Origin of the sequence: Mesorhizobium shonense (genome assembly GCF_040545255.1) — a bacterium.
Lineage (GTDB): Bacteria > Pseudomonadota > Alphaproteobacteria > Rhizobiales > Rhizobiaceae > Mesorhizobium > Mesorhizobium shonense.
In genome coordinates, this window is record NZ_JBEPLM010000001.1 from 923,544 (window position 1) to 942,180 (window position 18,637).

Genomic DNA, 18,637 nt, shown 5'->3' on the forward strand with positions numbered 1-18,637 from the left:
GCAAAGCAGCGCATTTCCTATCGAACGGAACGTGGAAAATATTCTCTCAAAGATTTTGTGACTTGGAGAATGCTGGCCGCCGGCGAGCAGATGCTCGATCTTCGACAGGTCGAAGCAGCGGCTATGAAGCCCGTTGCGCGGCGCGCCAGGGCAAGGGGTCATGCCCCGGCAGCCTCGATACGGTCGGCAGACCTCTGGCTTCCTGAACGCCGAAGCCCAATCGTGTCAGGCAGGCTCGCGCCAAGGCCGCATTGCTGTCGATGACGATCAATCCGTTCGCATCATTGAGGCTGGCGGCCACCACCGATAGTTCGGTGCAGCCGAGCAGCGCGGCATCGGCGCCGGCCAATTGCGCGAGATGAAGCGCGCGCTCTGTCTCGGCCGCCGCATCGGCGATCGAGCCGGCCTTGACGAGGGCGATCGCGCTATCGACGCGTTCCTGAAACTCCGCGTTTGCGGGAAGGCAGAGCTCGAACCCCGCCGCCGATATCTTGTCCTGGTAGAAACCGGAGACGAGCGTGCCTCGGGTTGCGAGGTTCGCAATCCGGCCGCGGTTCAAGCTGCAACCTATTTCCGCCACCACCGCGTCGCCGATGTGGATGATCTCCGCATGCGAGTTCGCAGCCAGTTGATCGTACCAATGGTGGGCAGTATTGCACGGCATCGCGATGCAGGCGACGCCGAGCGCATCGAGCGTCGCGACCGCGGCTTGCAGAGGCGCCAGCGGCCCATCATGGTTGCTGAGGATCGCTTCGGTCCTGTCCGGCAGTTGCGGCACGCTGAGGATGACGGCCGGCACATGTTCGTTGTCGCGCAGCGCCTCGGTCATCCGGGTCAGCTTGAAGTAGAAGTCCGCCGATGCAAGCGGCCCGAGACCGCCTATGATGCCGAGCTCAGGACGGATGCTGTCGTCGATCATCGGACGGGCTCGGCTTCGGGCACTTCCGAGACGGCTTCAACAGTCTGCGCCCCCTCCCTGTGGCTGGGCGCGATCATTGCCGTGCTCGCCGCGACGGTGCTGACGCTGGACAGCGTCATCAGCGTATCCACGGCCGCGTCCACCGCGACGAACAGGGCGAACGCCGCTTCGAAGGGAAGCTTCAGGTAACCGCACACGATGGACATCTGGGACAGGATGAGCAGGCTGCCCATGCCGCCGGTGGTGAGCGCGAGAAGCGCCGAAACAATGCCGACGAGCAGGAGGTCGGGCACGCCAAGCGGATGGCCGTAGAGCTGGGCGATGAACAGGGTGCCTGAGGTGTAGAGAAGCGCGGGGCCGGTCCGCAGCAAGGCCGCCTGCAGCGGCACGAGCAGCTCGACGACCACCAGGCTGAACCTCAGCCGCTCGCTCAACAGGTTGATGACCCACGGCAGCGAGGCGACCGTGGAGCGCGTGGTGATCGCCACCATGAGAAGGGGCTGAAGGGTCTTGATCGTGGTCCAGTAGCTGCGTCGCGACCGGATGGCGATAATTGCAAATGCAACGGCGAGGAATGTGAGGCAGGACAGGCCCATCACCAGCAGGTAGCCGCCCATCAACGTTAGCGGCTTGGTTCCGGTCGAGGCGGTCTGGTCGGCGATCAGGACGAAGGTTGCGAAGGGCAGTCCCCAGACGAACCAGTTGGTGAGCACCGTGCAGGCCCGGTAGACGGCATTGAGCGCCTGGGACAGGCTCATGGACGAGGGCTGAGGGATCTTGCCCATTGCTAGGCCGAAAAGCAGGCAGAACAGCAGGACCTGAATGGTCTGGCCGGAGGCGAGCGCGTTGAAGACGTTGTTCGGCACCAGGTCGAGCAGGATCGAATGCTCCCCGTTTGCGTTCCCGTTGGACGGCGGTGGCTGGAACGGAAATGCGAGATCGGTGGATACGCTGCCCTGGGAATTGATGAACTCGCCGAGCTCGATGCGCGACTGCGGATTCTCGATCTGGCCGGGCTGCAGGATGAGCGAATATGTGCCGCTCACCAGCACGGCCAGGAACGAGACGACCAGCACGGCTATGCCGACCTTGCCCAGGTAACGGACGGATTTCGGGTCCTGGACCATCGCCGTGATGGAGAAGATGACCGACGACACCAGGTAGGGCAGGACGACCATCTTGAGGAAATTCAAGTAGACCTGCGCGACCGGGCTGATCGCATGGGAAAACCCGGGATAGTAGAGACCGCACAGGATCCCGGCCAGGATCATCGCGATCGTCGTCACGGGCGAGCGCAATATACGCCTCGCCGCCAGGCGCCGATCGAAAGGCAGGGGCGCGGCTAGTTCGGAGACGGCCATGGTCAGGCTTTGCTCCCCTGGCGATAGCGCGCGATGATCTCGTCGCTGTTGAGAACCTGCTGGCCGCGCGCGAGATCGAGATAAAGATCGACAAAGGCCGCGAGATGCGGATTGTCCGGCCTCACACCGACCGCGACGGTGTCGACCTTGTCCGTCAGCGTGATCGAACGCGCCACGACGGTCATCGACGGATCGTCGACCATCAGCTTCTTGATCTCGAAGTCGTCGCGATAGGCCATGTCGATCGTGCCGCTCCGGATCGCGTCGACAACCGTATTCCATCCCGCGAAGCGACGGATCCGGGCGTGCGGGAAGGTCGTGGCCGCATAGGTGGCGAATGAGGAGCCCTCGATCACGCCGAGATCGCCGGAGAAGTTGCGGATGATCTGTTCCGGCGGCTTGCCCTGCGTAATGCGCGCCAGGTTGAGGCGGTTGGCGAGCAGCCCCTGGTGCAGCATGGCATAGGGTCGCGAATAGAGGATCGAGCGTCCGCGCTGAAGGGTGCGACTGAGCTTGCCGATCGCCATGTCCGCCTGGCCGGACATCAGCTGTTTCACCATGCCGTCGAACGTCACGGCCGATCGATCGAACACCGGCTCGACGCCAAGCTCAGCGGCTATGCCGCGAGCCAGTTCCATGTCGATGCCCTTGTCCCCCGCCCCGTCGGCCGGGAAGAACGGATCGGAAGCGAAAGCCGGCATGGCGATGCGCAGCGCATTGTTGCCCGTGGCAGGCTTCGGGGCGTTCTCCGCCTGAGCGTTAGCTGACCGCACCTGCGCGATCAGCAACCCGCCGCCTCCGGCCGCAAGCAAGGTACGACGTGTAAGCGACATGCGCGTTCTCAATTCGTGCAAGAGAGCCGGACAAACAGATCTGACCAATTCGCAGTATGCACGGCGAAGTTAAACAAACGTATCCTTTAAAGCTTTAAATATACTAGTAGACACAGCAACCCCAACATCGCTGAACATGCAATTTCTCTAATGTATCGAGAGCCGCGCAAGCACCGTCCAACGTCCGCCGATCGCGCTACCCGGCATGGATCGTCAGAACGTCTCGACCCATGGCCTGAGTTCGACCTCGAAGCTCCAGGCGCTGCGATGCTGGCGATGGACCGCGAGATAGGTCTCGGCGATTGCGTCGGGCGACAGGCGGCGATCGGGACGATCGGGATCGGCCGCCTGTCCGGGCGGTTCGATCTGGCCGTCGATGATGAAATGCGCGACGTGGATGTTTTTGGGGCTGAGCTCGCGCGCCATCGACTGCGCCAGTCCGCGTAGCCCGAATTTCGGCATGGCGAAACCGGCCGAGCCGGAGAACCCTTTGAGGCTTGCGGTCGCGCCCGTGAACAGGATCGAGCCTGAGCCGCGCGCAACGAGCCGGCGCGCCGCCTGCTGGCCGACGAGGAAGCCGCCATAGGCACCGACGAGCAGGGCCTGCTTGACCGCCGCGGGATCGAGCTCGGCGATCGGGCCGCGCGTGCGCCCGCTGGCATTGAAGACGGCAATTTCGAGGGGTCCGGCCTTGTCGGCCGCCTCAAACAGCCGTGCCACCGAGGCGGCATCCGACACGTCGGTTTCCACCGCCTGCGCGCCGGTCTCCTCAACCAGCGCCGCGAGCTTGTCGATATTGCGGGCGGCAAGGACGACGCGATAGCCCTCCTTGCCGAGGAGCCGCGCCAGCGAGGCGCTGAGGCCAGATCCAGCGCCTGCGATCACCGCGACATTGGCTGCCATGTCGTTTCCTCCTTGCGATGTGACGTTCGGCCGGTGCCGACGGTCGCACAGGCTCGCGCCTTCCGCGGCAGGAGGCAAGAACGGCGTTGCTCGATTTTCACCGTTCGACGCAAAAAGCCGCCGGCACATGCGACAAGTCCATCAGAGCCAAGGCAATCGCCTCTGGACGACAGATCGTCGACGTCGGCGCCGCCCCTCATTGCCCTGCCGGGCATTTCTCCCCGTATAGTGACGGGGAGAAAGGGGCCGGCCGCAGCCTCGGCGCTGTCATGCGAACATTGGTGATTGGCGAAACCATCGATGAGAGCGCCCCTCTCCCCGTCACTATACGGGCAGAGGATGCCGGCAGGCAGGTGAGGGGCGGCGCAAACGCTCGGAAGCAATTCAAATCCTGAAGCGACTGGCTCGATCAGCGATCGCGAAAGACTTGCCTGCCGGACCGATCCGTCCGACAGGTGGTTCAACGGAGATTCGAGGAGCGACCATGGAACCAATCTGGGCCGTCGGCCTGATGACCGGCACGGTGCTCGACGGCAATATCGACGTGGCGCTGATCAAGACCGACGGCGAGCGCATCGCCGACTTCGGCACCTATACGCTTGCACCGTACCCGCAATCGATCCGCAGCCTGCTCGAAGAGACGCTGCGCCAGGCGCGCGCCTGGAATTTCGAAGGGCCGGAGCCAGCGATCTTCCGCGAGGCCGAGGAAGCGCTGACGCGCGCTCAGTCAGCCGCGGTCAGGGATCTCGTCGAGAGCCATGGGATGAGCATGGCCGATATCGGCGTCGTCGGTTTCCACGGCCAGACCGTGCTGCATCGTGCCCCTCAGCCGGGACGGATCGGCCGGACGCGCCAGCTCGGCGACGGGGGACTGATGGCTTCGCTTCTCGGCACCAAGGTCGCCTATGACTTCCGCTCGGCCGATGTGGCCGCCGGCGGGCAAGGCGCGCCGCTCGCAGCCGGCTACCACGCGGCGCTGCTCAAGGAGGCCGACGCCAGCGGCGACACCGCCGTGCTCAATCTCGGCGGCGTCGGCAACATCAGCTGGTGGGACGGCAAGGACAACATCATTGCCTTCGACACCGGACCGGCCAATGCGCCGGTCAACGATTTCATCAAGTCGAAGGGTCTCGGCGAGATGGACCGCGACGGCAAGCTCGCAGCCGCAGGCACTGTCGACGAGGCAAGGCTCGAGCGGCTGCTGCAGCATCCCTATCTCTCAAAACCTTACCCGAAGTCGCTCGACCGCTTCGATTTCACGGCGGCGATGGCCGAGGGGCTCGGCGCGGAGGATGGGGCTGCCACGCTGACGGCCTTCACCGTCTCGGCCGTCGGCAAGGCGCTCGACCTGTTGCCGCGCCGGCCGAAGCGGCTGGCGGTCAGCGGCGGCGGCCGCCACAACCCAACGATGATGGCGATGCTTGAGAGCCGCGCCGGCGTCGAAGTGGTCCAGGCCGAGACGCTAGGGTGGAAGGGCGATGCGGTGGAAGCGGAATGCTTCGCCTTCCTGGCGGTGCGCGTGTTGCGCGGCCTGCCGATCAGCTTTCCGAGCACCACCGGCGTGCAGCAGCCGATGCGCGGCGGCCGACTGGCCGGCTGATCAGGTTGGAGCGAGATGCTTCTGCAGGAAGATGCGGCTGCGGCCGACCGGAAAGTCGGGAAGCGTGCCGAACGGCCGGTAGCCCTGGCGCTGATAGACCTTGGCGGCGGTAGGGTTGAAAGTGTCGATCCAGGCGGCCTTGCAGCCGCGCGCCACCGCCTCCCGTTCCGCGGCATCCAGCATGCCAGCGGCGATGCGCCGGCCGCGCAGCTTTTCGTCGACCCAGAGCCACTGCACATAGAGCCAGCCCCAGGCGGTGTAGCCGGATATGCCGGCGACGATCGCTCCGGCATCGTCGCGCACGAAGACGGCGAGCGCCTTCCGGGCCGAAGCGCCGACATCGCCGTCATTGAAAGCGGTGAGGCTCTCGCCGAGAAAAGCGAGGTCCCGAGGCAAGGGCTCGGCGGTAATCTCGAGCGTCGTCTTCATCGTGGCCCCGGGTGCTGTTCGGAAGCCAGCCTTAGCGAAGGAGCAATCAGGGACGCAAGCCTGTTGCCCTCATTGCCGGGCGCTGCCCGAGCGCCATGCCGCGGCCGACGCCGCCACCAGCATCAGCCCGGCGGCGATCAGCGCGCAGTTGGCGAAGCCGAGGCCTGTGTAGAGCGGACCGAAACCGGCGGTGCCGACAGTGACCGCGAGATAAGTGACCGCGCTGTTCAGGCCCATGATTGTGCCGCGCCGCGCGGGGTCGAGCGCCGTCAGGCGCATGACCAGCACGTTCAGCCCGAAATGGTTGGCCAGGCCCCAGGCGGCGATCGTCGCCATCAGCGGGCCGAAGCCACCGCTAACCAAGGCCATAGCGACATAGACGGCGGCGACCAGCAGATAGGCGAAGGGCATGACGCGGCGAGCGCTAAGACGGTCGATGACGCCGTCGAGCAGTGCGGCCGCGCCGAAGCCGAGGCCGTAAGCGATAGCCGCGAGGCCGTTGGCGCTGACCGGCTCGCCGAGGTCTTTGTGGAGGTGGTCGCCGAGATAGCCGTAGACGCCGTAGAAGGCGGTCATGAAGGCGCCGCAGGCGATCAGAAGCGGAATGATCCCAGGCACGGCCAGCGCGCCAAGCGGCGAAGGTGCGGGACCGCTCTTCCTGGTGTCGCGCAGCGAGTTCATCGTCAGACCTGCGACTGCGGTTCCGGCGAGAAGCGCGACAGTGGCGAAGACGGCGCGCCAATGGATGAGATCGGCCAGCACGGCTGACAGCGAGACGCCGGCGACCATTGAGAGCGTCCAGCCGGTCAACACGACGCCGATCGTGCCGCTCTCGCGGCCGGGCGGCGCGATCGCCGCCGAACTGGCATAGATCGCCGGCATGGCGATGCCAGCGGCAACGCCGGCAACAAGCTGGGCCGCCACCAGCGCCGTCACCGTCGGCGCGAGCGCGCTGGCCACCAGCGCCAGCGCGAGCAAAAGCAAAGCGCCCTGCAGCATCCGGCGCGCGCCGATCCTGTCGATGTAGCGGGCGAGAAAAAGCGCGCTGGCCGATGTGCCAAGGCCAAAGGCGGCGGCCGCCGTCATCACCGCAGGCACGCTTGTCCCGAACGATGCCGCGACAGCGGGCGCGATCGGGCCGAGAACCAGCGAGTTGGAGCCGATGACGGCGATGCAGCCGGTGAGCAGATAAGCGGCCGCCGGGATGGGCGCGCGCGGCGCCGCAGTCAGAAATGCTGATTGATCACTGTTCGACATATCTCCATAATGGCAGAATTGAATTCAGCATCAATGGAGAACTTCCATATGGACGCAGAAACAGATGACGTTCAGCGGAACAGGCAACCTGCCCGCGAGGTCGACCCGATCGACCGAAAAATATTAGGTGCGCTGGTCGATGACGCGACCATCAGCTATGCCGAGCTCGGCGAGCGCGTCGGCCTGTCGCCGCCGGCGGCGCATGAGCGGGTGAAGCGGCTCAGGCGCAGCGGCGCCATCCGCGCCACCTCGGCGATCATCGATCCGAAGGCGGTGAAGAAGCCGCTGCTTGCCTTCGTGCATATCGACACAAGAGGCTGGGGCAAGACACCGGAGCTGATGGCGATTTCGGAATGCCCGGAAGTCGAGGAAATCCATTCGGTCGCCGGCGACACCTGCATGCTGCTCAAGGTGCGCACCGAGGACACACGCGCGCTCGAAGGTCTGCTGTCGCGCATCTACGAGACACCCGGGGTGGTTTCGACACGGAGCTATGTGGTGCTGTCGACCTACCTCGAACGGCCGGTGCAGCCCGAGATCACGGCCGAATGGCCGGCGCCTCGGCATATGGCGACGCCGGTGTACTAGACTGCCGTCAGACGATCCGGGGTCAGACTTCCCTGTTGTCGAAAAGGAACATCTGGACGCCCGAGTCATCAGGTGCGTAGATTCGGCGATCCGCCCCGGCCGCCCGTCCCTCCGGACTTGCGAACGCCTTTTCGATCGCCGCAAGGTCGTCGAAATACAGCGTTCCAATCCGATGGATATTGGATGTTCCTACCGGCGTCGCGATGGGGCCGTCGCTGACTTCGTATTTCCTGAGACCTGGAATCTTCTTGGCGAGAGGTACGTGGATTTCGAAGTAATGTCGGTCAAATGCCTCCGCGTCCTTCGGTGTCGGGTAGATTACGACCATCCGGGCCATTGTGGTGCTCCTTCTGTTCGGACACACCAAGGACGAGCCGAAGGATCGAAATGGAACGCGACGTAGAAGATTTTTTGAAGACCTTGAGGGCGCGTGCTTTGCCGAGCGTCGCAACGACCAACGCAGCTGCCGCAACCGACCGGTCTTACAGGTTCGTGGCGTCGCGGTAGATGTCGAGGACACGCGTGACGCTGCCGATCAGAAGCTCGTGTGCGGTCGGCTCGATCCGGCCGGCGCCGACCTCGGCATCGAGATGCCCGAGATACTGGCTGATTAGCGGGCGCGGAATCTCCCGGTCGCCAAGTGCGGCCAGCAGCGCTTCGACGGCATGCTGCGCGTCTGGAGACGGCCAGTAGTAGCGGATGCGGTCGCTGAAGGAGAAATGTCGCTGCAGGCGCTGCTCGTCGGGCGTGCCCGGATAGTAGTTCTGCCAATTGCCAGGCGAGGCCAGCATGATGCGCTCCATGGCGGCCGGCAGGTTTTCGCGCGATGGGTGGGCTGCCAGCTCGTCGGCGATGAAACTCAAGCCATAGAGCGCCTCGCGCAGCGCGAAGGTGAGCCAGGGGCCGACCTTGAGGATGGCGAAGCCGTCGCGCACCAGCGCGGCAAGCGCTTCCGCCGGCTGATAGTCGGTCGAATGCGCCTCGAAGACGAATTGCGGCATGCCCTCCAGCGATGCCACCAGCTTCGTCGCCTTCTGAGGCGCATAGGCGATGATGTCGGCATTGCCGAACTCGACGCCGGGCTGGACGACGACACCGATGGCGCGGGCGAAGGCGGCATCGAGGCCGAGGCGGGAGAAAGCCTGGCGATGGACCTCGACGGTGCGCAGCGCATCGGCGGGCTCGGTCACATGCATATGATCGAGCGCTTCCAGCGCGCCGCCGGGCACCGGCACTTCGGTGCCGATGATGTAGACGGGTTTTTCACCGCCCGTGCGTGTGACCGCGGCCTCGGCGACCGCCGCGAGATCGGCCGCGCGCGCAGCGATCGTTTCGTCGGGCAGCACGACTGAATCGTCGGCGCAGGCCATGCTGGTGTCAAGATGCAGCTTGGTGAAGCCGGCAGCGGCATAGGCGTCGATCATTGCCGCAGCCTTCCGCATCGCTTGCGCCGCGGGCAGGTGCTTCCACGGATTCGGGCCGAGATGGTCGCCGCCAAGGATCAGCCGGTCGAGCGGAAAGCCGGTCTTGCCTGCATGCGCCTCGACGAAAGCGCGAAAAGCGGCCGGCGTCATGCCGGTATAGCCGCCCTCGTGATTGACCTGGTTGCATGTCGCCTCGATCAGCACATCGGCGCCATGCGCTGCACCATGGCGGAGCGTCGCTTCGACCACCAGCGGATGCGCCGAACAGATCGAGGCGATGCCGCCCTTGCCGCCTGCCAGGCGGCGCGCGGCGATCCCTGCGAATCTTGTCGTGGCGGCGCTCATGCGCGTGGCCCTGACTTGGCGATAAAGGCCTCGACATCGGCGAGTCGGCGAATGCCTTCCATCGGCCCCTTGCGGGTGACGGCGAGCGCGCCGCAGGCATTGGCGATGCGCAACGCATCCGCGGGTGCTGCGCCGCGCAGCCAGAAGGAAACAAAGGCGGCGCCGAAGCAATCGCCGGCGCCGGTCGGATCGATCTCCTCGACGGCAAAGCCAGGCATGACGACCGTGCCCTGCCGGTCGTGATAGGCAGCGCCTTCCGCACCCTTCTTCAGCACGACACAGGAGATGCCTCGCCCCAACAGTTCGCCAACCGCGCCCTGCTCGTCGCCGGCCGAGGAAAATAGAAACAACTCGTTGCCGCTCGGCAGGAAGACATCGGTCTGCGCCAGCACTTTGTCGAGCGCCTGACGCATGCCGGAATCCTGCATGATCTCGCGGCGGATGTTGGGGTCGAAGGACACCGTTCCGCCTTTGGCCTTCACGGCCGCGATCGCGCCAAGCGCGACTTCGGCGGCGCGGTCGGAAAACAGCGAGGAGCCCATGACATGGACATGGTCGGCGCTGGCCAAGAGCCGCTTGGCCGCGTCGTCCATCTCCAGCAGGCCGGCGGCGCTGTTGCGGATGTTGAAAACGAAATGCCTGGAAGCATCGGGCCGATAGGTGACGAAGGCGGTACCGGTGGCATGGCCCTCATGGACCGCGATCGCCGAAACGTCGGCGCCGAGCGCGCTGAGCCGGTCGATGTTCAATTGGCCGAAATCGTCCTTGCCGACGGCGCCGATGAGACCGGCGGGCTGGCCGAGCGCCGCCGCCTGGCCGATGAAGATCGCCGGCGCGCCGGACGGGAACGGCCCGACCAGCGGCCCGGGTTCGAGAAAGCTCTGGCCAATGCGCTCGGCCATGATCTCGACGAGGATCTCGCCCGCTGAGACCAGCTTCTTCATCCATGTCCTCCCGGCATTCGTCCGCGGAGTCCGCTCTCTGGATCACCGCAGATACCAAAAATTGAATACGGCCTTGGGTCTTTCACGTCAATTAATAAATTTACGCGTGGAATAATTTCAAAAGGCGCGTTGAAACTTGCAAAGTTGTCTGTAAAGTTTCAACTTGCAGTCGCGCGCCGGCGCACCGTATGTAGGCACCGGGGCAGCGCATGGAGCAAGGATTCCATGTCGCGAGGATTTGAATGCCGATGACGCATAAGACTATGGAGGATTTTGCCCGTTCCTGCGGCGTCTCCAGGCCGACTTTGTCGAAGTATTTCGACGATCCGACCAGCGTCAAGCCGGCGACGAGAAAACGCATCGAGGATGCGCTGCGCTCGTCCGACTACCAGCCCAATCTGTTCGCGCGCAATCTCAACCGCAAGCGCACCCGCAGCATCGGCATCGTCGTGCCGACGGTGACCGATCCCTTCTATTCCGAGATGGTCAGCCGCATCGAGCTCCGGCTGCGCGACGAAGGCTATTGGCCGATCGTCATTTCCTCGCACGGGTCGAGCGAGCTCGAGGCGGAAGCGACCCGAACCATCCTGTCGCTGAAGGTTTCGGGCGCGCTGATTGCGCCGCTCGGACGGCGTTCGGACCAGCGGGCGATCGAGAAGCTGACGCAGGCGATCCCGATCGTCTATTTCGACACCTATCTCGAAGGCGACACGCCTTTCGTCGGCAACAACAATGTGCAGAGCATGTCGACCATCGTCGACTACCTTTGCCGTTCGGGCGATGCCCCGGTCTATTTCGACATCCCGCACGTCAACCACAATTCGCGCGAGCGGGTGGAAAGCTATATCGATGCCATGAAGCGGCTCGGACAGGAGCCGGCCGTGTTCGGCAACATCGAGGACTACACGTGGGAGTTCGAACGGATCGGCTACGAGCAGACGGAGAAGATGCTCGGCAATGGCGGCCTGCCGGGCAAGACGATCCTGTGCGCCAATGACCGCCTCGCCTTCGGCGTGATGGCGGCGGCCTTCTCGAAGGGGCTGAAGGTGGGCCGAAAGGCCGATTGCGACCTGCGCGTCGCAGCCCACGATGACCATCCGCTCAGCCGCTACACTTGCCCGGCGCTCACCACCATGGCGCAGGATTTTGCGGCGATGGCCGGCCGCAGCGTCGAAACGCTGCTTACCCTGCTCGACGAAGACGGCACGACCGTCGCGCCGAAGGTCAACCTCGACGCGACGCTGGTGATGCGTCAGTCGGCCTGATATCGGCCGGAAGCCCGCTCGAACTCTCACGGGGCGAACGCGGCGCCTCAGGCAAGCAGGCTCGCCGCCTCATCCTCGCCGAGAAGCGGCGGCTGGTCGACCGTGCCGACGACGGCGACAAAGTTGCGGCTCTCGCCGGAGGCGAGGATCGCTTCCATGATCTCCAGCACGTGCAGCGCAAGCTCGCCGGATGCGCGCGGCCTCCTGTCTTCCGCCAGCGACCGCGCCAGGTCGGCGACGCCGAGCATGCGGTAGTTGGCGCGGTCCGGCCCGGCATAGGGCCAGTTGCGCGCGCCGTAGAGCTCGTTCTCGCTGGCAAAATCCTTCCAGTCGTCGCCGCGCGCCGACAGCGAGACGGTGCCGCCGAAGGTGTCGGGGTCGGGCAGCCTGAGCGAGCCTTCCGTGCCGTGCAGCTCGATCGGATGGTTGGAGTGCCTGAAGACATCCCAGGACGCACCGAAGGCGACGGTGGCGCCGGAGCGGAATTCGAGCAGCGACAGGATGTTGGTCGGCGTGCCGACCCTGAAACTGGTGTTCTTGTATGGCCCCTCGGCGGTGATCAGCCGCTCCTCCTGGCCACGCGTCGCCATCGCCATGACGCGGGCGACCGGACCGAGCAGGTTGACCAACATGGTCAGATAATAAGGCCCCATATCGAAGACCGGACCGCCACCCGGCTGGTAGTAGAATTGCGGATTGGGATGCCAGTGCTCCATGCCGCGCCCCATCATGAAGGCGGTGCCGGTCACGGCGCGGCCGATCGCGCCCTGGTCCATCAGCCGGCGCGCCCGGCGCCCGGCGGCGCCGAGAAAGGTGTCGGGTGCCGAGCCCAGCAGCAAACCGCGCTTGGCCGCCTCGGCGACCAGCCGGCGGCCATCGCTGGCCGAGGTCGCGAGAGGTTTTTCGGTGAAGACATGTTTTCCGGCCGAGAGCGCCGAAAACGAGATGTCGAAATGCGCCGAGGGAATGGTGAGGTTGAGGACGAGATCGACCTCCGGATCGGCGAGCAGCGCATCGACGCCGAGCGCGCGGATGCCATAGTCCTTGGCGCGCAAGGCGGCCATGTCGGCGGAAATATCGGCGCAGGCGCGCAATTCCACACCGGAAAAAAGTGCCGCGTTGCGCAGATAGGTCATCGATATGTTACCGCAGCCGACAACGCCGATGCCGAGCTTTTCCCCTGATTTTGCTTGCATTTTCCTTTCGACCTCCCAATGCGGCAGCGCCCGAGACAGCCCGCCGCAATGGCGGCGGACAATTTTCGTGACTCGCTATAGCGCATTTTAAATCTTGACGCGCGTAAAATTTTTATAGAGCATGTGAAAACGCTGGCGCAGCGTCGGAGGCCGCCAGCCTTGAGGAGGAGAAAATGACTGACATGAAAAAACGGCCGACAGCCGGCACCAAGCCCGTGGGTCATGCGCGCATTGGATTTTGTCGTCGCGGTCAGGGACCGCGACGGGTTCAGGCATAGATCACCTTGGCCCCGATCCTATCGAGCTGGCTGCGCATCGGACCGGGCAGGCCATCGTCGGTGATCACCACATCGACGGCCGACAGCGAAAATGCCTTGGAGGTCCCGCTGACGCCCCATTTGCTCGAATCCGCGAGGAGGACGACGCGCCGGGCCATGCGAACGAGGTTTCGCTTCGTTCGCGCCATGTCTTCGTTCACGTCGACCACATCCAGCGACGAGTCTATCGCATGCGCTCCAACAAAGACCTGATGCGCCACCAAGCCGCCGAGAGCCGTGTCGGCATCGGTGATCAGCGTGCTCACCGTGTCGGGATAGACCCGGCCGCCGATCATGTGAACGTCGAGTCCGGGACGATGCATCAGATGCTGCACGATATTCATGGCCGTGGCCGCGACCACGACATTGCTGAGCGGCGGTAACTGCATGGCAACCTGCATCAATGTCGAGCCGCCGTCGAAGATGACCGATTGGTTGTCCTCGAACAGGTCTACCGCCGCCCGGGCGATGCGCATCTTTGCATCGAGGTTGGTTTGCATCCGCCGGGCGAACGCGGCCGTGGTCGAATCGGTGGTCCGGGTCACCGCCCCTCCACGGGTCTTGGTCAGCAGTCCCTTGCGGTCCAGTATCTCGAGGTCGGAGCGCACCGTGACCTCGGACACGCCAAAACCGTCCGACAGGTCCTTCGTGCGAACCTGTCCGCTGCGTTGCACCTCGCTCAGGATCGATTGGCGTCTCTGCTCCGACAACATTGCCCTGCCCTTGCCTCCCTGCGCCAAGCAACCGCTCCGGCCTCGGCTCACCTTGCCAAAAATACGCGAATTCGAAAGCTTTCGAAAGATTGCATTTCTCATTTCTTTCGCAAACACTGAGTTCAGGATTTCGAAATCAAACGATTGGGGAATTTTGCACTCATGAGCCTAGGAACCAAGGTGCGTCTTGCACGCCTCTTCTCGCATCCATCGGGGAATCTTTTTGGAGGCGCGGTCGACCACTTTGTCGGCTATGGCGACGTGCGCAAAGGCGGTCTTGCCGACCTGCCGGGCGCGCTCGCGCGCGTCATGGTGGGCAAACCCGACTACGTCAGCATCCAGCCTGGCACCGCCCGCCATCTGTGGCCGCAATACGCGGGCAAGGCTTCGCTGGTGATCCAGGCTGGCTGCTTCACCCCGGACGATCGCATCAGTGAGTTGATTGCAACGCCCGAGGATGCGGTACGCGCGGGCGCCGATGCGTTGGCCGTGGCCATCCCGGTGCGTGGCGCGACCGAGGGCAAGTACATACGCTGGCTGACCGATTCGGTGAATGCGGCGGCCCGCTACGGCATGCCGGTGGTGGCGCATATCTACCCTCGCGATTTCACCGACGGAGCAAAGATCGTCTTCACCCCTGACGAGATCGCCTATGCGGCGCGCATCGGCTACGAGTCCGGCGTTGACGTGATCAAGATCGGCTACACGGGCGATTTCGAGTCGTTCCGGGAGACCGTCCGGACCTGCCCGGTTCCGGTTGTGATCGCGGGTGGTCCGAAGACCGATACGCTGCTCGGCGCCCTTCAGCAGACGGCGGACGCCATCCGTGCCGGCGCGCGCGGTGCCGTGGTGGGCCGCAATCTCTGGGGGCATGGCGATCCGCAGAAGGCAGCGCTTGCCTTCCGGGGCGTCATCCATGACGGGCTTTCGGCAGAAGACGCCCTGGCGAAGGCGGGTGCCTGACCGATGCCCACCGTCCCTTCAATCCTCGGCTTCGGCGCTATCGCGATCGACGACATCGTCTATGTCGATCAGCCGTTGTCGGCGGGCAAGGGGAAGGTTCTGCAAAGCGCCCGCGCTTTCGGGGGAAATGTCGCGACAGCCCTTGCCGCCGTCGCGCGGCTCGGCGGAACCGCCGGGTTCGTCGGATGGCTGGGCAGTGCCGCGGACGACGCCACGCTGTGCGATCTCGTTGCGAGCGGCGTTGAAACCGCATTCGCGCCGCGCCACCCGCACGCATGCCCGGTGCGCTCGCGGATCACCGTCGGCTCGGATGGGGAGCGTTTCATCGCGTATGACGACGACGCGATGCTGGGCACCGCGCCGGACTTTCCGGACGAGGTCCTCGGCCGCGCGACCGTCCTGATCGTCGATAGCTACGCGATCCGGTCGTTGGATGTCGTGGCTCGGGCCCGCGATCTCGGCCTTGCGATCCTCGGCGATATCGAATGGAGCGGCGGGCCAGTCACCGAGAGGCTGATCGCGCTCTGCGACCATCTCATTCTCCCCCTCGGCTTCGCGCGGGCTGCCACGGGCCGCCGATCGCCCGCCGAGATGCTCGATGCATTGTGGTTGCCGTCGCGGTCCGCCGTGGTTCTGACCGATGGCGGCAGAGGCGTCTATTATCGCGGACGCAACGAGACAGGGCTCTGGCACCTGCCTCCGCACGGGGTTGCCGTCGTCGACTCGACCGGCGCCGGCGACTGCTTTCACGGCGCCTATGCCCATGCATTGACGCGCGGAGCCGACATCGCAGGCCGGGTCGCATTCGCGGCCGCGGCGGCGGCTCTTTCGATAACGGGGCGTGGCGGGCGCGAGGCGCTTCCGACCGACGACCAGGTCACGGAACTCCTGGCATCGACGGGCGCTCCGTCAGCAGTCGAACTGAAACATGCGCAGCTCGATACAGGAACATAGCCTATCCGAGGAATATCTCACAGGTGAACACAAGCCGAGGATAATTATAAAAATCAGTGGCTTAGACTTGTGGAGGGAGGAAGATGGCAGAAGTCATTCTTGAGAATATCTGCAAGACCTACGGGAACAATTTTCACGCAATCGACCAATTGAACCTGTCGGTCGAGGACGGTGAGTTTTTGATTCTCGTCGGGCCGTCCGGCTGCGGCAAATCCACCGCGTTGCGAATGATCGCGGGATTGGAGGACATCACCAGCGGCAGCCTTCGCATCGGCGGAGTGGACGTCGTCGACATGCCGCCCAAGGACCGCGACATCGCGATGGTCTTCCAGAGCTACGCGCTCTATCCACATATGACGGTGTTCGAAAACATCGCCTTTTCGATGCGGCTGGCAGGCAAGCCGAAGGCCGAGCGCAAGAAGCGCGTGGACGAGATCGCCAAAACCCTTCAGCTGACGTCTCTGCTGGACAGCAAACCCGCGAACCTTTCAGGCGGACAGCGTCAAAGGGTTGCCATGGGCCGCGCCATGGTACGCGAGCCGGCCGCCTTTCTCATGGACGAACCCCTTTCCAATCTGGACGCGAAACTGCGCGTGCAAATGCGCGCCGAAATCACCGGCCTGCAAAAGCAACTCGGCGTAACGACCATATACGTGACCCACGACCAAACCGAAGCGATGACGATGGGGGACAGGGTCGCGGTATTGAAGGGCGGCGTGCTGCAGCAGGTCGACACACCCAAGAGGCTCTATGAATCGCCGGTGAACGCCTTCGTTGCCGGCTTCATCGGGTCTCCTTCGATGAACCTTTTCGAGGCGACCCTGACGGGCGACGAACTGATGTCCGGCACCTTCGCCATCCGGCTGCAGGATGCAGCCTTCGTGCGCAGGCCGGGCTTGAGGTCGTATGCGGGGCGCAAGGTCGTGTTCGGGATCCGACCGGAGGATCTCTATGATAGCAGCCTGGAATCCGGCCGCAAGTATCAGACGATACCGGCAAAGGTGACCTCGATCGAGGAACTCGGGTCCGAACATATCGTCCATCTGAACATCGGCGCGGTCCGGGTGGACTCCGGCGACCCGGACGCGGCGCAGGATTTCGGCCTGGCGTCGAATGCGGTGGCGAAATTCGAACCGGTCAGCGTGGTCCACGCCGGCTCGGAAATCCGGTTGGCCCTGGATGATACCAAGCTCCATTTCTTCGATCCCGAGACGCATCTGGCGATCTGAAGATCTGCGGCAGAGCCGGCAGGCGAGAGCGAGGCGCCTGCGAATGAAGACTTCTGAATAAACCAGACGATCGTCCGCATTGTGCGACCGATCTTAAAGAAGGAGGAGAAAATGACGTTTCGGATACGACCCGCGATGCTGAAAATGGCCGCGGCCGCATGGTTGCTCGGCGCAACCGGCGCCATGGCGGACACGACGCTGGAATTCACCCAGTGGTGGGAGCCCGAATTACCGGCCGGCTCCTTGCGGAAAATCATGGATGATTTCGAGGCCGCAAACCCCAGCATCAAGGTGACGCTGGTCAGCGGCCCCTATGCGACCACGCGAGACCAGATTTCGGTCGGTGCGGCAACCGGAACGCTCAGCGACGTCGTCGGTCTCGACGGCGCCTGGGTGAACAATCTGAACGCGCAGAACGCGCTGGCCGACATGAACCCGATGATGGATGCGAGCGGCTTCGACAAGAGCCAGGTCGCCGATATCATCAAGGTTGACGGCAAGGCGGTGATGTTTCCCGTGGCTTCGTTCGTCTATCCGGTCTTCGTGAATCTGGACCTCGCCGCCCAGGCGGGCGTCACCAAGCTGCCGTCGACCCGCGCTGAGTTCCTCGAAGCCGCCAAGAAGATGACCCATGCCGACAAGAACCAGTATGGCTGGGTGCTGCCGCTGTCGCTGCAAACGCCGTCCGGTGTCCAGAACGACATGATGTCGTGGGTCTGGGCATCGGGTCAATCCATGATGGCGGACGGCAAGCCCGCCCTCGAGGGCAAACCCGTGGTGGATATGCTCACCTTCGTCAAATCGCTCAACGACGCCGGCACCATCTCGCCCGGCATCGCCACCAAGACCGAACAAGAAAAGGTCGAGGAGTTCGTCAACGACCGGGTCGGGATGATGATCGACTCGCTCGCGCATGTGAACCTCATCCGCAAACGCAATCCCAAGCTGAACTTCGACCTCATCCCGGTCCCGGTCGTGGAGAACTACAGCGGCAAGCGCGGCCTTCCCTATGCCTCCTGGGGCATCGGCATCTCAGCGGGCTCGAAACATCAGGAAGAGGCCTGGAAACTCGTCCAGTACCTGATGAGCGAGAAGGTGAACGCCAAGCTCGTGTCGCTTGCAAACGCCTTCCCGGGCAACGTCAACGCCAAGCCCGATTTCGTGACCTCGGACAAGGCTTTCGGCAAGGCTTTCGAAATCTTCAAGACCGGTTATCTCGCCAACGAGTTCACGGGCCTGCCGGTGGCTGAAGACCTGATGACCCAGTTCGACGTGGAAGCCCAGAAGATGCTCACCGGCGGGCAATCTCCGGAACAGGCGGCCGCGGCCGCCCAGAAGGGCTGGATGGCGAAATTTTGATCGGCCTGTTCCCCGTTTGCTATCTTCGACCGGGTGGC

Annotated in this window: 18 protein-coding genes; 7 read left to right on the top strand and 11 right to left on the bottom strand. The window is 64.0% G+C overall.

Translation table 11 applies throughout. The annotated features are described in order from the left end of the window. Positions 1 to 121 precede the first annotated feature (121 nt). From cuyB to ABID26_RS04670, 4 genes are all read right to left on the bottom strand, one after another. Complete coding sequence (cuyB, locus tag ABID26_RS04655; protein ID WP_292340014.1) at positions 122 to 919, bottom strand: cysteate racemase; 798 nt, start codon at positions 917 to 919, stop codon at positions 122 to 124. After that, positions 916 to 2,280: a dicarboxylate/amino acid:cation symporter gene (locus tag ABID26_RS04660; protein ID WP_354414089.1), complete on the bottom strand. Its 1,365-nt coding sequence runs from the start codon at positions 2,278 to 2,280 to the stop codon at positions 916 to 918. Before ABID26_RS04660 ends, cuyB begins: the two co-directional genes overlap by 4 nt. A 2-nt stretch (positions 2,281 to 2,282) precedes the next feature. Beyond that, positions 2,283 to 3,113, bottom strand: a complete 831-nt coding sequence (locus ABID26_RS04665) for a substrate-binding periplasmic protein (protein ID WP_354414092.1) — start codon at positions 3,111 to 3,113, stop codon at positions 2,283 to 2,285. Positions 3,114 to 3,326: 213 nt separating this feature from the next. Then, a complete protein-coding gene (locus tag ABID26_RS04670) occupies positions 3,327 to 4,016 on the bottom strand; it encodes an SDR family NAD(P)-dependent oxidoreductase (protein ID WP_354414095.1) in 690 nt (229 codons plus the stop codon). A gap of 484 nt (positions 4,017 to 4,500) precedes the next feature. Between ABID26_RS04670 and ABID26_RS04675 the strand changes: the two genes are divergently transcribed. Then, positions 4,501 to 5,616, top strand: coding sequence for an anhydro-N-acetylmuramic acid kinase (locus ABID26_RS04675; RefSeq protein WP_354414098.1), 1,116 nt, complete (start codon positions 4,501 to 4,503; stop codon positions 5,614 to 5,616). On the opposite strand, the gene ABID26_RS04680 is transcribed toward ABID26_RS04675, so the two are convergent. Together ABID26_RS04680 and ABID26_RS04685 are read right to left on the bottom strand one after the other, a co-directional pair. Further along, positions 5,617 to 6,045, bottom strand: a complete 429-nt coding sequence (locus tag ABID26_RS04680; protein ID WP_354414100.1) for a GNAT family N-acetyltransferase — start codon at positions 6,043 to 6,045, stop codon at positions 5,617 to 5,619. A 69-nt stretch (positions 6,046 to 6,114) separates the two neighbouring features. Further along, positions 6,115 to 7,302, bottom strand: a complete 1,188-nt coding sequence (locus ABID26_RS04685; RefSeq protein WP_292373832.1) for an MFS transporter — start codon at positions 7,300 to 7,302, stop codon at positions 6,115 to 6,117. A gap of 48 nt (positions 7,303 to 7,350) precedes the next feature. Between ABID26_RS04685 and ABID26_RS04690 the strand changes: the two genes are divergently transcribed. Further along, complete coding sequence (locus tag ABID26_RS04690) at positions 7,351 to 7,890, top strand: Lrp/AsnC family transcriptional regulator (RefSeq protein WP_126101635.1); 540 nt, start codon at positions 7,351 to 7,353, stop codon at positions 7,888 to 7,890. Between the two features lie 22 nt (positions 7,891 to 7,912). On the opposite strand, the gene ABID26_RS04695 is transcribed toward ABID26_RS04690, so the two are convergent. The 3 genes from ABID26_RS04695 to ABID26_RS04705 all read right to left on the bottom strand — a co-directional run bounded on the left by ABID26_RS04695 (position 7,913) and on the right by ABID26_RS04705 (position 10,603). Then, positions 7,913 to 8,227 (bottom strand): EthD family reductase, encoded by a 315-nt coding sequence (locus tag ABID26_RS04695; protein WP_292373818.1) that lies wholly within the window; start codon positions 8,225 to 8,227, stop codon positions 7,913 to 7,915. A 145-nt stretch (positions 8,228 to 8,372) separates the two neighbouring features. Continuing rightward, positions 8,373 to 9,659, bottom strand: coding sequence for a D-tagatose-bisphosphate aldolase, class II, non-catalytic subunit (locus ABID26_RS04700; RefSeq protein ID WP_292373816.1), 1,287 nt, complete (start codon positions 9,657 to 9,659; stop codon positions 8,373 to 8,375). Continuing rightward, positions 9,656 to 10,603 (bottom strand): sugar kinase, encoded by a 948-nt coding sequence (locus ABID26_RS04705; protein WP_292373814.1) that lies wholly within the window; start codon positions 10,601 to 10,603, stop codon positions 9,656 to 9,658. Before ABID26_RS04705 ends, ABID26_RS04700 begins: the two co-directional genes overlap by 4 nt. Positions 10,604 to 10,845: 242 nt before the next feature. On the opposite strand from ABID26_RS04705, the gene ABID26_RS04710 reads away from it, so the two are divergent. Continuing rightward, positions 10,846 to 11,868 (top strand): LacI family DNA-binding transcriptional regulator, encoded by a 1,023-nt coding sequence (locus ABID26_RS04710; RefSeq protein ID WP_126101639.1) that lies wholly within the window; start codon positions 10,846 to 10,848, stop codon positions 11,866 to 11,868. Between the two features lie 47 nt (positions 11,869 to 11,915). Here the strand turns inward: ABID26_RS04710 and ABID26_RS04715 are convergent, their stop codons facing one another. Both ABID26_RS04715 and ABID26_RS04720 read right to left on the bottom strand, forming a co-directional pair. Further along, entirely contained in the window at positions 11,916 to 13,064 is a 1,149-nt protein-coding gene (locus ABID26_RS04715) for a Gfo/Idh/MocA family protein (RefSeq protein WP_126101640.1), read from the bottom strand. 268 nt (positions 13,065 to 13,332) lie between these two features. Further along, positions 13,333 to 14,094 carry a DeoR/GlpR family DNA-binding transcription regulator gene (locus ABID26_RS04720; protein WP_126102821.1) on the bottom strand — a complete coding sequence of 254 codons (762 nt, stop codon included), beginning with the start codon at positions 14,092 to 14,094 and terminating at the stop codon, positions 13,333 to 13,335. Positions 14,095 to 14,256: 162 nt separating this feature from the next. Between ABID26_RS04720 and ABID26_RS04725 the strand changes: the two genes are divergently transcribed. The 4 genes from ABID26_RS04725 to ABID26_RS04740 all read left to right on the top strand — a co-directional run bounded on the left by ABID26_RS04725 (position 14,257) and on the right by ABID26_RS04740 (position 18,599). Beyond that, positions 14,257 to 15,057 carry a beta/alpha barrel domain-containing protein gene (locus ABID26_RS04725; RefSeq protein ID WP_126101641.1) on the top strand — a complete coding sequence of 267 codons (801 nt, stop codon included), beginning with the start codon at positions 14,257 to 14,259 and terminating at the stop codon, positions 15,055 to 15,057. A gap of 3 nt (positions 15,058 to 15,060) precedes the next feature. Next, positions 15,061 to 16,011 carry a PfkB family carbohydrate kinase gene (locus tag ABID26_RS04730; RefSeq protein ID WP_126101642.1) on the top strand — a complete coding sequence of 317 codons (951 nt, stop codon included), beginning with the start codon at positions 15,061 to 15,063 and terminating at the stop codon, positions 16,009 to 16,011. 83 nt (positions 16,012 to 16,094) lie between these two features. Further along, complete coding sequence (locus ABID26_RS04735; protein ID WP_126101643.1) at positions 16,095 to 17,240, top strand: ABC transporter ATP-binding protein; 1,146 nt, start codon at positions 16,095 to 16,097, stop codon at positions 17,238 to 17,240. 111 nt (positions 17,241 to 17,351) lie between these two features. Beyond that, positions 17,352 to 18,599, top strand: coding sequence for an ABC transporter substrate-binding protein (locus tag ABID26_RS04740; protein WP_126101644.1), 1,248 nt, complete (start codon positions 17,352 to 17,354; stop codon positions 18,597 to 18,599). Positions 18,600 to 18,637 lie beyond the last annotated feature (38 nt).